Here is a 12,840-nt window from a genome sequence, read left to right as displayed (position 1 = left end):
CTCCTTCAGCGGGTGGTGTCGTATCGCCTCGACCGCTCCACTCGGTAGATGACCGCGTAGAGGACGGTCGCCATGAGGCACAGCAGCGCGATGACGACGAACATGCCGGCCGTGTCGACATTGGTTCTCATTTGGACGAGCACTTGTCCCAGGCCGGTGCCCCCCATGACCATCTCCCCCACGACCGCGCCCGTCACGGACAGGGTGAAGCCGTTGCGCAGCCCGCCCAGGATGGAGTGCGCGGCCAGCGGCAGCTCCATCGTGAGCGCCATCGTGGCCCCGGAGGCGCCGTCGAGGGCGGCGGCCTCGAGCAGCTCGGGGTCGATGTGGCGCAGTCCGACCACCGACGAGACGAGGATGGGGAAGAAGACCATGAGCGCGCACAGGAGTGCGACGGAGAGGGGGCCGTAGCCGGTCCACAGGACGACGATGGGGGCGATCGCGATGGCCGGGAGGGCCTGGGTGGCCCCCAGGAATGGCTCGACCGCGGCGGAGACGAGGCGGCTGCGGTAGACGACGTAGGCCAGTGGCAGCGCCACTGCCGTCCCTATTGCGCACCCGGCCAGGGCCTCCCCGCCCGTCACCGCCGCGCGCGACCACGTCTGCGGGTTGCGGGCCAGTTGCGCGGCCCGGGCTGCCACCGCCGCTGGCGAGGGGAGCCTCCACGCCTCGATGCCGGTCGTCGACGTCGTGGCCCACCAGCCGAGCAGGCAGATGGCGAGGAATGCGAGCGGAGCGACCACTGCGAGTGCGCCCTGGGGCTTCGATCCGCGTGCCACGGTGTCTCTTTCCGGCATCCGGGTACGCACGGTGAAGAGGGCGCCGAAGGCCCTCCGCACTCCTCCCATCCGGACTCTCACCGTCGGTTCCGGAATCCCACCGGATCAGCCGTCCGCGTCTGGCGGACGGGTCGCGGACTCTCACCGCCGGTTCGGAATTGCACCGACCCCGGAGTACTCGTCCCCCATTGTGCCACCGGGACACACGGCTTGGCCAGCGGGTCCGGAGGGCGGCACGGCGCTCAGCCCCCCAGCACCCCTGACCGCATTCCTGATATTCAAGCGCATCCGCCCCATCCACTCACAATCAGAACACGACTCCGAGACGTACCAATGGGTCGCAGTGCTACCGATTGGTCATAATTTGCGTTATGCTGCCGGTGACAGGCGCTCCTGCCGGGAGAGCCCCATCACCGCCAGGGCCCGCGGCGCGGGCGGCGGTGTTCCGATCAAAGGGGTGCCCCCGGCGATACCGGTGGGCGCGCAGTTAGTTCAGGAGGAGTACACATGATGAGGAAGAACCCGATGACAGCGGCGGTCCTCGCGGCCGCAGCGATCCTCGTGGCCGCGGGGTGCTCTGGGGGATCGCACCAGTCCGCGGGTGGGACCGCGCAATCGGTCGGCCCCACCCAGGCCCCTTCCTCCCAGGCCCCCGGGACCGCTGTGCCCGGGTACAAGCCCGGGGAGATCCCGCCCATCCCCCTCTTCTCCATCCCGCCCATCGACGTGTTCGCCCAGAACGCTGACAAGGCGGTCATCTCCTCGGTCTCCTCCGCCGTCGCCTCCGTGCCCGGCGTCACCGTGGCGCCCGCCTCGTGCGACGCCAGCGGCACCTACAAGCACTCGGGGAACACGGTGTTCTCCGGCGACGGGTCCAGCTACACCCAGAGCGGCGACTTGTCCGTCTCCAACCACGGCGACGGGAGCGGATACATCTCCGAGGGGCCGATATACGTCTCCTACGACGGCAAGGGCGGCGGCTACTACGAGAACAGCGACGACGACATCTCCATCCAGATCAATTCGGACGGATCGGGGTACTACTACTCCCCCTCGGTGGACATCGACCGCTGGGCCGACGGATCGGGCCATTACTCGAACAAGGACACCGGGGACGACATCCACATCAATCCCAACGGCTCCAGCTACTCCTGGAACGACAAGACGGGGATCCGCTACTTCAACTACGGGGACGGCAGCGGCTACTACGCGGACGACACCGGTCTATACATCAGCAACCACGGGGATGGCACTGCCACCATCAACTACAAGACAACGGTCCCGGCCGACCCGCTGCCCACCCTCCAACCGGTGGGGGCCTTCCCGCCCGTCGCCAACCTCGCCCCCTCCCAGTCGTGCGGCACAGCCATCACCTTGGACGACTCCGTGCTCTTCGACTTCGGCGAGTCCACCGTGCGCGCCGACGCCGCCGGCACCCTGGCCAAACTCGCCGCAGTCCTCACCGACGCAGGAGCCCCCACCGCCCACGTCTACGGGCACACCGACTCCATCGGGGACGACGCCTCCAACCAAACCCTGTCCGAACAACGCGCCAAAGCAGTAGTGGACGAACTCAAGAAGAACGGCGCCACCGCCACCCTGGACTGGCAGGGCTTCGGCGAGACCAAACCCGTCGCACCCAACACCAACGACGACGGCAGCGACAACCCCGCCGGACGCCAAGCCAACCGCCGCGTCGAAATCTACATCCCCACCTTCTAACCCACAACACAACCCCACAACCCAACGCGCGCCCGCAATTACTGACTTGCGGAGCACCGTTCAGAAGGACCACGCACAATGACGACCGCACTCGCATTGCACGAGTGGGGGGACCCCACGGCCCCTTCCCTGCTCCTCGTCCACGGCCTGACGGAATCCGCCACGGCGTGGCCCGACGCGGTGGCCCGGTGGTCGCCCCGTTACCACGTCCTGGCAGTGGACCAGCGGGGGCACGGGGCCTCCCCGCGGTGGGACGACCAGACCCTGACCAGGGCGCCGCAAACCCTGCAGGAGGACCTCGAACGGGTGCTCTCATTGCTCCCCGGACCCCCGGTCGTCGTGGCGCACAGCCTCGGGGCGCTCATATCCCTGCGTGTGGGCGCCGCCAGGCCCGACCTGGTCCGCGCGCTGGTCCTGGAGGACGCCGCGCGCCCCACTGGGGACTGGGGGCCGGACGCCCAGTTCGTGGAGCACCAGGAGCGGTTCCTCGAGGCCTTCGCCGACGGGGGCGCGTCCGAGCGGGAGCGCATGCGGCGCGCGTCCTCGTGGAGCGAGGCCGAGATCGAGGGGTGGGCGAGTTGCAAGGCGCAGGTCGACCGCCGTTACATCCGTGAGGGCACGTACCTGGGCGAAGCCGACCTGCTCAGCTCGGTCAACCGGTTGGAGGTGCCTGCGCTGTACCTCGCCCCCCGCAACGGGGACATGGCACCGGCCCCTTACGAGGTGACCAACCCGCTCGTGCGCCTGGTACTGCTCGACGGCGTCGGGCACTGCGTGCGGCGGGACGACCCGGAGGCATACCACTCACTGGCCGACCCCTTCATCGAGGAGGCCTCAGCAATCGCCAACCGGTGATCCGCGCCCTGCGCGGGCGCCCGAGGCGCGCAGCCCTCGTCCGCGTTACCCGGGTTCGGAGGATCCGGGCGGCGCGTCCTAGTGGCAGTGCGCGGAGGCGAGGCGGCGCAGCACCTCCACCTCCTCGAAGGCGTCGTCGGCGCGGAACACGGCGGAGCCTGCGACGAAATTGTCCGCTCCCGCCTCGGCGGCGAGCTCGATCGTGGAACGGGACACCCCGCCGTCGACCTGGATCGACACCTCCAGGCCCGAGGCGTTGATCGCCGCCCGCGTGCGCCGGATCTTCGGCAGCATCGACTCGAGGAACGACTGGCCGCCGAAACCGGGCTCCACCGTCATCACGAGGATCATGTCGAACTCGCCGAGCAGATCGACGAAGGGCGCGATGTCCGTCGCCGGGCGGAGCCCGAGCCCCACCTTTGAGCCGATCCTGCGCAGTTCGCGCGCCAGTCGCACCGGCGCCTGCGCGGCCTCCGCGTGGAAGGTCACCGACTGGCAGCCGGCCTCGGCGTACTGAGGCGCCCACCTGTCCGGGTCCTCGATCATGAGGTGCGCGTCCACCGGCAGGATCCCGGCCTTGACGACCGCCTCGGCGACGGGGAGCCCCCAGGAGAGGTTCGGGACGAAGTGGTTGTCCATGACGTCGACGTGCGCGATGTCGGCGCCCGAGATCTTCGCGAGCTCGCCGCGCAGGTCCGCGATGTCGCAGTTGAGGATCGACGGAGAGATTGTGGCATTCATAACGTAATGCTACAGGCGGCGGAGCACGGCCACAAACATTGAGTCCGTGCCGTGCCGGTGCCCCCACAACTGCAAGGTCCGGCCCGCCCCTCCCCCGTCCACGCGCCCCGCACAGTCGGGGACCGCGAGCGGCTCGACGGCGAGCGAGTCTGCCAGCGCGACGGCGTCGAGGAGCTCCCAGCCGCCCGCGCCGAGCAGCCGCTCCACCTGGTCGCGGGTCTCCCCGCGGTGCGGGGAGCACGTCACGTAGGTCATCACACCGCCTCGGCGCGTGAGGGCGCGCGCCCGGTCGACCAGCCGCTCCTGCAACTCCACGAGCCCGTCGACATCCCCCGGGGCTCGCCGCCACCGCGACTCGGGGCGCCTGCGCATGGAGCCCATGCCCGTGCAGGGCGCGTCCACCAGGACGCGGTCGAAGGAGCCCAGCGGCCACTGCGTCCCCTGTCCCCCGAACGTCCTGCCGTCGCCCGACACGACTTCGACCGTCCCCAGTGCCCGTGTGGTCCTCTCCACGAGGCGGGCGCGGTGGGGGTGGATCTCGTTGGCGACCACGTGGGCGCCGCGCCCGGCTGCCAGGGCGCCCAGGAGGGCCGCTTTGCCCCCCGGGCCCGCGCACAGGTCCAGCCACGAGGAGTCCCCCCGGCCGATGAGGGGCGCCTCGGCGCAGATCTGGGCGGCCAACTGGGAGCCCTCGTCCTGCACGCCCGCCAGCCCCTGCCGGATCGACGGCAGGCGCGCGGGGTCGCCGGAGGCGAGCAGGACCGCGCACCTGCTCACCAGCCCCGTGGCGACCCGCGCCGACAGAACGTCCTCGGCCTCCTCGCACAGCTCCTCGACGCCGATCAGGCCGGGACGGGCGGCCAGTGAGACGATGGGCGCCTCGTTGTCGGCTGCGAGCACGTCCTCCAGCTCCGCCTCGTCGTAGCCGTGTGCGGCCAGGGCGGCGCGCAAGGCCCGCACCATCCATTCGGGGTGCGAGTGGGCGACCGCCAGGCGCGCGTCCCCGTCCTCGATCCGTGCGATCTCCTCGTCCATGCGGCCCACTTCCTCGCGGGCGACGGCCCTGAGCACCGCGTTGACCATGCGCACGCGGCCGTCGGTCAGGTGCTCCCGCGCGACATCGACGGTGGCGGAGACGGCGGCGTGGTCCGGAACGCGCATGTCGAGCAGCTGGTGGGCCCCCAACCGCAACAGGTCGAGCACCTCGGGGTCCAGATCCCCCAGCGGGCGGCTCACGTGCCGGGCGAGGACCCAGTCGAGGCGCCCCCGGGCCCGCAGGGTGCCGTGGACCAGCTCGGAGGTGAAGGCCGCGTCCCGGTCGTCGAAGGGCTCCTCGCGGCGGATCCGGCGCAGGGCCTTGGGGAGGACGATGTTCGCGAAAGCGCCGGAGGAGGTGACTTCGGAGAGGACTTCGAAGGCGACGCGCCTCGGCGCGTCCGCCCTGCGCAGCTTGCGGTACCCGTCGGCGTAGCGCCTCTGGCTCATTGCGGCGCCCCCTCCGTCCCGCCCATGCGGGCCCCGGGGGCCAGGCGGGCGCCCCGCGCCCACGCGGCGGCGTCCATCCAGCCCTTGCCCGCGGGGGCGACACTGCCCAGGCGCACGCACCCCTGGGCGCAGCCCACGTGCACGTCGCGCTTGCCGGCCTCGACCTGGCCTGCTCCGAGCCCCCGGTCCGGCGCGGGAGTGAGGGGACCGAGCTTGATCCGCCCGCCCCCGGGGCCCAGCGTCCACGCGCCGGGGTTGGGGGTGACGGCGCGCACGCGACGGTCCGTGGCCTGCGCGTCCTCGTCGAAGGACACGTAGCCGTCGGCCGCCGTGAGGCGTCGGGCGCGGGTGGCGCCCCCGTCGCTCTGAGCGGTGGCCCTGGCCGTGCCCGCCGCCAGGGAGTCCACGCAGGCGAGCACTTGCGCCCCGCCGGCGGCGGCCATGCGGTCGAGCAGCTCGCCACTGGTCTCGTGGCCGATGGTGAAGGGCTCGCGCGAGTACACGGGCCCCGTGTCGAGTCCCTCCTCCAGCGCGAAGACGCACGAGGCGGTCGTCGGGTCGCCGGACAGGACCGCCCATTGGACGGGGGCCGCGCCCCTCCACCGGGGCAGGTCGGAGAAGTGCAGGTTCACCCAGCCGTGGGCGGGCATCGCCAGGACGGCCGGCGGCACGAGGCCCCCGTAGGCGACGACGACGCCCAGGTCGGCACCCACCGCCTCGATGGCCCCCGCCGCCTCCTCCCCTTTCAGGGATGCCGTCTCCAGGACGGCCAGGCCGGCCTCGCGCGCGCACCGGGCGACGGCCGAGGGGCGTATGGCGCGTCCGCGCCCCGAGCGCGCCGGGGGCCGCGTCACCACCAGGGCGACGTCGTGAGGGGAGGCGATGAGGGCGGTGAGTGTGGGAACCGCCGCCTCGGGGGTCCCTGCGAAGATGATGCGCACCCGGTCATTCTACGGGAATGGCGGGCCGCCCCTTAGAACAACTCGGGCGGGTTGACGCTCATCGTGACGGGCGGCGACTTCTTCGACGCGCGCGCCTGGCGCACGCCCGTGAGGACTTCGAGCAGCCGCAGGCCCCGGTCGCGCGGGACGCGGACGATGGCGCGCACGTCCATGGAGTCCTTGGAGCGGCCCGGGGCGGGGACGGTGCCCACCACTTCGGCGCCCGCCTCGCGCGCGCACTGGTCGGCCACCTGGGCCACTTGGGCGCGGTCGCCGTCCAGGGCGACCAGTGTCGTCGCCGGGAAGAACCCCAGGGCCTCGCGCTCGTCGAGGAGCCGGTCGGCGTAGTCCGAGGGCGCCCACCGCACCAGGGCCTGGCCCATGTCGTCGGGCAGGTCCCCGACCACCAGGGCGTCGCCGCCGGGGCGCACCAGCGCGAAGGCGTTGAACCACCTGCGCACCGCTTCCTCGGGCGCCCACAGCTCCGGGCGCCCGGCCACGGCCTGGGCGTCCAGGACGACGCCCGCCGCGTAGCCCCCCTCGACCGCGGGCTCGGCGGCGGCGGTCGCGACGACGACGCCGGGGCGCGCGGGCAGGCGGCGTGTGATTCGGTGCGCGGCCGAGGACTCGAGCACTGAGGCGTCGGGCAGCGCGCGCGCCACCTCCTCGGCCGTCCGGTCGGCCCCGACGCGCAGGGCCCGCAGCCTCGTCCCGGAGCAGTGCGGGCACCTCCACCCGCTGGGGGCGCGCCCGCACCACCCGCAGCGCATCGCCCCCTCCGCTCCCAGGCCCAGAGGGCCGTGGCACGACGGGCACCGGGCCACCGTGCGGCACCTGTGGCAGGACACGACCGGCACGTACCCGGCCGAGGCGACCTGGATGAGCACCGCGCCGCCCTGGGAGGCCCGGCGCACCAGGCGCAGCGCCTGGGAGGGGAATCGGACGACGCGGCCTTCCCCCGTCCGCTCGGCCTCGCGGCTGCCGTAGAGGCGGACCCTGGGGGTGGCCGCGCGCACGGCGTCGCGCACGGCCTCGACGCCCACCGCCCAGCCGCTGCGCACCAGGGCGTGCGCCTTCACCGAGCGGGAGAAGGAGCCGACCACCAGGGCGCAGCCGTCGACGACGCAGCGCTGCACGGCCACGTCGAGGGCGTCGCAGCGGGGCGCCCGTTGCTCGCGCAACCGGTCGTCCCCGTCCCCCCAGACGACGACGAGGCCGAGGTCGCGCACGGGGGCCCACACCGCCGACCGCGTTCCCACGACGATGCGGTCCAAGCCGTTGAGGCAGCGCAGGTGCGCTCCGTAGCGCTCCTCGGGCCCCACGGAGGCGCCCATGAGGGCGGCGCGCTCGCCCGTGGCCGCCTTGATGGCGCCGGCGAGCCACTGGGCCTCCTCGGCCGTGGGCGCCACGACCAGTGCTGAGCGCCCGCCCTTCCTCGTGGCGCGCACGAGGTCCGCGATCTGGGCCCCGTGGCGCCCGGGGAGCGCGGTCCACACCGCCTTGGGCGCCTCCCCCCGGGCCAGGTGCGCGGCCAGCGCCGCGCCCGCCGGGTACCCCGACCACACCTGGTCGCTGTCCGAGCCCTCCCCGGCGGCGGTCGGCGCGGGGGGGCGGGGGGCGGACAAGTCGGCGATGACGCCGCGCTCGGCGCGCGCGTGCCGGGCCGGGACGGCCACTGACAGGACCTGGGAGGAGGTGGCCAGGAAGCGCAGGGCGATGCGCGAGGCGAGTTCCAGTTGGGCGGGCGTCGTGACGGGCAAGTCCGAGACGACGCGCTCCAGGGCCGCCATGCGGGCGCCGATGGGGCCCCGCCGTCGCGACACGATCCACCCGTTGGACCGGGTGCCCGCCAGGGTGACGCGCACGAGGCGCCCGACCTGGGCCTCGCCGCTCAGCTCCTCGGGCACCGCGTAGTCCAGCGGGCGGTCCAGGTGCGCCAGATCGACGTCGACCAGGACCCCCGCGATCTCGCCGGTGCGGGCGGGGGCCTCCTCGAATCCTTCGAACGCCGCCTGGGTGCCTGTCATGGGTCAATTCCACCACGGCCCGCCCGCGTCTGCGGATCAGCCGATCAGGCCCGCCCCGTAACGCGCGGCGACCATGGCGCAGATGATGAAGACCAAGAGCCCCCAGATCGACCAGTCGAACCCCTTCTCCACGAAGTGGCGCGCCGACTGGGGCAGGCCCAGCACGCCCTCGCGGACGTTAATCCGCGTGATCCCCCCGAACACCAGGGTCGTCGTGATCGTGATGAGCAGGCACCACGGGCACAGCACGTGGATGACGAAGTAGGACTGGAGGAACAGCCAGTAGGCGAAGGCCAGGGCGACCGTGTACATGATGTTCACGCACACCATGTACCAGCGCGGGAAGCGCACCCCCGCGAAAAGGGCGACGGAGACGGCCAGGACCGCCGTCTCGAAGAGGATGCCCAGGAACGCGTTGGGGAACCCGAGGATGCGGGCCTGCCACGTCTGGGCGACCGTCGAGCACGACAGCACCGAGGACACGTCGCAGCCGAAACGGGTCGTCGAGTCCATCGCCAGCTGCCACGCCTCGATGGACAGCACGAAGGAGGCGACCAGGCCGACTGCGCCGCTGACCGCCATCTCGGCGCAGGTGCGGCGCGTCCACGCCGTGGCGCTCATCCGAGCGCCGCCCTGAGGTCGTCGGCGCGGTCGGTGCGCTCCCACGGGAAGCCGTCGCGCCCGAAGTGCCCGTAGGCCGCGGTCTGGCGGTAGATGGGGCGCAGCAGGTCGAGGTCCTCGATCATGCCAAGGGGCCGCAGGTCGAAGAGCTCCCGGATCGCGTCGGCGATCGCGCCGTCGGGGACGGCGCCGGTGCCGAAGGAGTCGACGTAGAGGCCGACCGGGTTCGCCCGTCCGATGGCGTAGGCCAGCTGGATCTCGCAGCGGCGCGCCAGGGAGGCGGCGACGACGTTCTTGGCGATCCACCGCGCCGCGTAGGCGGCCGAGCGGTCGACCTTCGACGGGTCCTTCCCGGAGAAGGCGCCGCCCCCGTGGCGCGCCATGCCGCCGTAGGTGTCGACGATGATCTTGCGGCCGGTCAGGCCCGCGTCGCCGGCCGGCCCCCCCAGGACGAAACGGCCCGACGGGTTGACCAGCAGCTCCATGGAGCCGGTGTCCAGGCCGAGGCCGGAGGCCGCCAGGACGGGGGCCACCACGTGCTCCCCGATGGCGTCGCGCAGGTCGGCCTGGGACAGGTCCTCGTCGTGCTGGGCGGAGACGACCACCGTGTCGATGCCCACGGGCGTGTCCCCCTCGTAGGCGAGGGTGACCTGCGTCTTCCCGTCGGGGCGCAGTCCGGGCACCGTCCCGTTCTTGCGCACGTGGGCGAGGCGCTCGGCGAGCCGGTGGGCCAGCCAGATGGGGGCGGGCATGAGGTCGGCGGTGTCGGTGCACGCGTAGCCGAACATGATGCCCTGGTCGCCCGCGCCCTGCCGGTCCCTCGGGTCGCCCGCCGCTCCGCCGCGCACTTCGAGGGCCTCGTCGACGCCGCCGGCGATGTCGGGGCTCTGCCCGTCCAGGGAGATGGAGATGCCGCACGAGGCGCCGTCGAAGCCGACCCTGGACGAGTCGTAGCCGATCTGGAGGATCTCGCGGCGCACGATCTCGGGGATCTCCACGTAGGCGTCAGTGGTCACCTCGCCGGCGATGTGGATGAGGCCGGTGGCGGCCATTGTCTCAACGGCGACGCGCGCGCGGGGGTCCTTGTCCAGCAGTGCGTCCAGGATCGCGTCGGAGATCCGGTCGCACACCTTGTCGGGGTGCCCCTCGGTTACTGACTCTGAAGTGAAAAGCTGTCGACTCACGCACTCAGCGTAGCAAGGCGGCTCGCGATGAGTCCGACCAGGTACTCGGCGACGTCGTCTTTGGTCCCCGAAGCAGTGCCCACGCCGCGTCCTGCGGCGTCGAGGACGTCAATGCGGTTGGGCACGTCGCCGAAGCCCTCGCCCTCCCCCACTCGGTTCACGGCCATCAGGTCGGCGCCCTTGCGGCGTGCCTTGGCGCGCCCGAAGGCGGCCACTTCCTCGTCGGTGCCCGTCTCGGCGGCGAAACCGACGACGACGCGCGGCCGATGGGGACTGCGGGCGGCCTCGGCGAGGATGTCGGGGTTGCGCACGAGCTCGATGACGGGCGCGCCGTCCCCGTCGGGGTCCTTCTTGATCTTCGAGGCGAGGGCGCGCTTGGGCCTGAAGTCGGCGACGGCCGCCGCCATGACGAGGGCGTCGGCGCCCTCGAGCCGGGCGGTGACGGCGTCGCGCATCTGCGCGGCGGTGGAGACGGGGACGACCTCGGTCCCCGCTCCGGCGCCGCGCACCAGGGAGTCGTCGATATTGGCGGCCACCAGGGTGACGCGCGCGCCCGAGGCCGCCGCCGCGCGGGCGATGGCGACGCCCTGGCGCCCGCTGGAGGAGTTGCCGAGGTAGCGCACCGGGTCGATGGGCTCGTGGGTGCCGCCGGCGGTGACCAGCACCCGCGCTCCCGCCAGCGGTCCGCCGCACCACCCCGTCCCCGCCAGGACCGCGAGGGCGCGCGAGACGATGGCCGCGGGTTCGGGCAGCCGCCCCACCCCGGTGTCGCCCGAGCCGAGCGCCCCCTCCTCCGGGTCGATGACCGTGTACCCCCTGCGCCGTAGTTCCGCGACATTCGAGGCGGTCGCGGGGTTGGTCCACATGGCGGAGTGCATGGCGGGGGCGATGACGACGGGTGCGGTGGAGGCGAGCACCGTGAGCGCCACCATGTCGTCCGCCATGCCCGCGCGGATCCGCGCGAGGGCGTCCGCAGTGGCCGGGACGACGAGGACCAGGTCGGCCACCCGCGCCAGTTCGACGTGCTCGGCGCCGGCGCCGAAGACATCGACGACGGCGGGGGCCCCCGTCAGGCCCGCCCACGTGGAGGGGCCGACGAAGTTCAGGGAGGCCGCGGTGGCGGCCACGCGCACATCGTGGCCCGCTCGCATGAGCTCGCGGACCACGCTCACGGCCTTGAAGGCGGCGACGCCCCCGGTGACGCCGACGACGACCGTCGCCATGTCAGACCCCGGGGGACGCCTCGAGGGTGAGCATCCCCTCGTCGATCTCGCGCAGGGCGATCGCCAGGGGCTTCTCGTCGGGGGAGGTCTCGACGACGGGGCCGACGAACTGGATCATGTTCTGCGCGAGCTGCAGGTTGTACGAGTTGATCTGCCGGGCGCGCCTTGCCGCGAAGATCACCAGGGCGTACTTCGAATCGACGTGCTCGAGCAGGTCGTCGATGGGCGGCGAGGTGATGCCAACGGGCTGGGCGACGATTCCTGACATACGTGTCTCCTCTGTTCAACGGCGTGAGGGCAGTTTACTCCAGGCCCATCAGGGCGGCGAGTTCTGATACGGCGCGTTCCACGGAGTCGTTGACGACGACGTGGTCGAACTCGCCGCGGGCCCGCATCTCCACGCGGGCCGTTTCCAGGCGGCGCCGCTGCTCGGCCCCGTCCTCCGTGCCGCGTGAGACGAGGCGCCGCTCCAATTCCTCCCAGGAGGGGGGCGCCAGGAAGACGAAACGGGCGTCGGGCCGTGTGCGCCGGACCTGCCTGGCGCCGGCCAGGTCTATCTCGAGGAGCACCGGGTGCCCCTGGGCGATGGCACGGTCGACAGGGCCGCGGGGGGTGCCGTACTTGTTCCGCCCATGAACGAGCGCCCACTCCAACATGTCCCCCGATTCGACCATCGAGTCGAACTCCTCATCGGAGACGAAGTAGTAGTGGGCGCCGTCGATCTCGCCGGGCCGGGACGGGCGGGTCGTCGCCGACACGGAGACCCTCAGGTCCGGGTAGCGCTCCTTGAGCGCTGCGACGACCGTCCCCTTCCCAACGGCGGTGGGGCCGGCGAGCACGGTGAGTGCGGGTGCTTCGGTCATGCACTCATCGTGCCACGCCGGACCGCTTCATCCGAAACGCTCGACCAGTTGCTTGCGCTGGATGGGGCCGAGTCCGCGCACGCGGCGGCTCGCTGCGATCTTGTACTGGTCCATCAGGACCGCCGCGGTGTTCGTCCCGACGCGGGGCAGGGACTCGAGCAGGGTCACGACTTTCATCTTCGCGACCGCGTCGTCCCTTTCCGCCAGTTCGAGAACCTCGGAGAGGTTCATCGAGCGGGCCTTCAACGCGTTCTTCACCTCGGCGCGCCGCCGACGCGCCTGAGTGGCCTTCTCGAGGGCCTGAGCCCTCTGTTCGGGTGTGAGATCAGGTAGTGCCATTCTGATCACTTCCTCCATCGGGGTCTTCGTGAATAAACTATGTCACCAACCGGATAATAT

The 12,840-nt window shown here is 72.1% G+C and carries 13 protein-coding genes and 1 riboswitch; of the genes, 2 read left to right on the top strand and 11 right to left on the bottom strand.

What is annotated here, in order from left to right:
• Positions 1–5: 5 nt before the first annotated feature.
• The gene (locus G447_RS0104000; RefSeq protein WP_026430139.1) at positions 6–779 is read right to left on the bottom strand and encodes an ABC transporter permease; all 774 of its coding nucleotides are present in this window, start codon (positions 777–779) and stop codon (positions 6–8) included.
• Between the two features lie 53 nt (positions 780–832).
• Positions 833–960: riboswitch (FMN riboswitch) on the bottom strand.
• 326 nt (positions 961–1,286) lie between these two features.
• Between G447_RS0104000 and G447_RS0103995 the strand changes: the two genes are divergently transcribed.
• Positions 1,287–2,501 carry an OmpA family protein gene (locus tag G447_RS0103995; RefSeq protein ID WP_026430138.1) on the top strand — a complete coding sequence of 405 codons (1,215 nt, stop codon included), beginning with the start codon at positions 1,287–1,289 and terminating at the stop codon, positions 2,499–2,501.
• A 78-nt stretch (positions 2,502–2,579) separates the two neighbouring features.
• Entirely contained in the window at positions 2,580–3,356 is a 777-nt protein-coding gene (locus G447_RS0103990) for an alpha/beta fold hydrolase (protein WP_026430137.1), read from the top strand.
• Between the two features lie 78 nt (positions 3,357–3,434).
• Here G447_RS0103990 and rpe read toward each other — a convergent pair whose 3' ends face one another.
• From rpe to mihF, 10 genes are read right to left on the bottom strand one after another with little or no spacing between them, the layout of a single operon-like run.
• Complete coding sequence (gene rpe, locus G447_RS0103985) at positions 3,435–4,097, bottom strand: ribulose-phosphate 3-epimerase (protein WP_005868930.1); 663 nt, start codon at positions 4,095–4,097, stop codon at positions 3,435–3,437.
• A gap of 9 nt (positions 4,098–4,106) precedes the next feature.
• Positions 4,107–5,582, bottom strand: a complete 1,476-nt coding sequence (locus G447_RS0103980) for a transcription antitermination factor NusB (RefSeq protein ID WP_026430136.1) — start codon at positions 5,580–5,582, stop codon at positions 4,107–4,109.
• Complete coding sequence (locus tag G447_RS0103975; protein WP_026430135.1) at positions 5,579–6,523, bottom strand: methionyl-tRNA formyltransferase; 945 nt, start codon at positions 6,521–6,523, stop codon at positions 5,579–5,581. Before G447_RS0103975 ends, G447_RS0103980 begins: the two co-directional genes overlap by 4 nt.
• Before the next feature lie 32 nt (positions 6,524–6,555).
• Positions 6,556–8,550, bottom strand: coding sequence for a primosomal protein N' family DNA-binding protein (locus tag G447_RS0103970; RefSeq protein ID WP_026430134.1), 1,995 nt, complete (start codon positions 8,548–8,550; stop codon positions 6,556–6,558).
• Between the two features lie 36 nt (positions 8,551–8,586).
• Positions 8,587–9,171: a vitamin K epoxide reductase family protein gene (locus G447_RS0103965; protein ID WP_026430133.1), complete on the bottom strand. Its 585-nt coding sequence runs from the start codon at positions 9,169–9,171 to the stop codon at positions 8,587–8,589.
• Positions 9,168–10,355 (bottom strand): methionine adenosyltransferase, encoded by a 1,188-nt coding sequence (gene metK, locus G447_RS0103960; protein WP_026430132.1) that lies wholly within the window; start codon positions 10,353–10,355, stop codon positions 9,168–9,170. Before metK ends, G447_RS0103965 begins: the two co-directional genes overlap by 4 nt.
• A complete protein-coding gene (gene coaBC, locus G447_RS0103955; RefSeq protein WP_026430131.1) occupies positions 10,352–11,578 on the bottom strand; it encodes a bifunctional phosphopantothenoylcysteine decarboxylase/phosphopantothenate--cysteine ligase CoaBC in 1,227 nt (408 codons plus the stop codon). Before coaBC ends, metK begins: the two co-directional genes overlap by 4 nt.
• A gap of 1 nt (position 11,579) precedes the next feature.
• Entirely contained in the window at positions 11,580–11,846 is a 267-nt protein-coding gene (gene rpoZ / locus G447_RS0103950) for a DNA-directed RNA polymerase subunit omega (protein ID WP_021613895.1), read from the bottom strand.
• Between the two features lie 34 nt (positions 11,847–11,880).
• The gene (gmk, locus tag G447_RS0103945; RefSeq protein WP_026430130.1) at positions 11,881–12,441 is read right to left on the bottom strand and encodes a guanylate kinase; all 561 of its coding nucleotides are present in this window, start codon (positions 12,439–12,441) and stop codon (positions 11,881–11,883) included.
• 27 nt (positions 12,442–12,468) lie between these two features.
• Positions 12,469–12,780 (bottom strand): integration host factor, actinobacterial type, encoded by a 312-nt coding sequence (gene mihF, locus G447_RS0103940; protein ID WP_005869092.1) that lies wholly within the window; start codon positions 12,778–12,780, stop codon positions 12,469–12,471.
• Positions 12,781–12,840: the final 60 nt, after the last annotated feature.

Source organism: Schaalia georgiae DSM 6843 (assembly GCF_000429245.1).
Lineage (GTDB): Bacteria > Actinomycetota > Actinomycetes > Actinomycetales > Actinomycetaceae > Pauljensenia > Pauljensenia georgiae.
This window is presented reverse-complemented; position numbering and strand designations above follow the sequence as displayed.

What these genes read in the sequence shown, in the direction of transcription:
- coaBC (WP_026430131.1), bottom strand. Translation starts at nt 11,578, where the DNA reads ATGGCGACGGTCGTCGTCGGCGTCACCGGGGGCGTCGCCGCCTTCAAG.
- rpe (WP_005868930.1), bottom strand. Translation starts at nt 4,097, where the DNA reads ATGAATGCCACAATCTCTCCGTCGATCCTCAACTGCGACATCGCGGAC.
- mihF (WP_005869092.1), bottom strand. Translation starts at nt 12,780, where the DNA reads ATGGCACTACCTGATCTCACACCCGAACAGAGGGCTCAGGCCCTCGAG.
- G447_RS0103995 (WP_026430138.1), top strand. Translation starts at nt 1,287, where the DNA reads ATGATGAGGAAGAACCCGATGACAGCGGCGGTCCTCGCGGCCGCAGCG.
- rpoZ (WP_021613895.1), bottom strand. Translation starts at nt 11,846, where the DNA reads ATGTCAGGAATCGTCGCCCAGCCCGTTGGCATCACCTCGCCGCCCATC.
- G447_RS0103990 (WP_026430137.1), top strand. Translation starts at nt 2,580, where the DNA reads ATGACGACCGCACTCGCATTGCACGAGTGGGGGGACCCCACGGCCCCT.
- G447_RS0103970 (WP_026430134.1), bottom strand. Translation starts at nt 8,550, where the DNA reads ATGACAGGCACCCAGGCGGCGTTCGAAGGATTCGAGGAGGCCCCCGCC.
- G447_RS0103965 (WP_026430133.1), bottom strand. Translation starts at nt 9,171, where the DNA reads ATGAGCGCCACGGCGTGGACGCGCCGCACCTGCGCCGAGATGGCGGTC.
- gmk (WP_026430130.1), bottom strand. Translation starts at nt 12,441, where the DNA reads ATGACCGAAGCACCCGCACTCACCGTGCTCGCCGGCCCCACCGCCGTT.
- G447_RS0103980 (WP_026430136.1), bottom strand. Translation starts at nt 5,582, where the DNA reads ATGAGCCAGAGGCGCTACGCCGACGGGTACCGCAAGCTGCGCAGGGCG.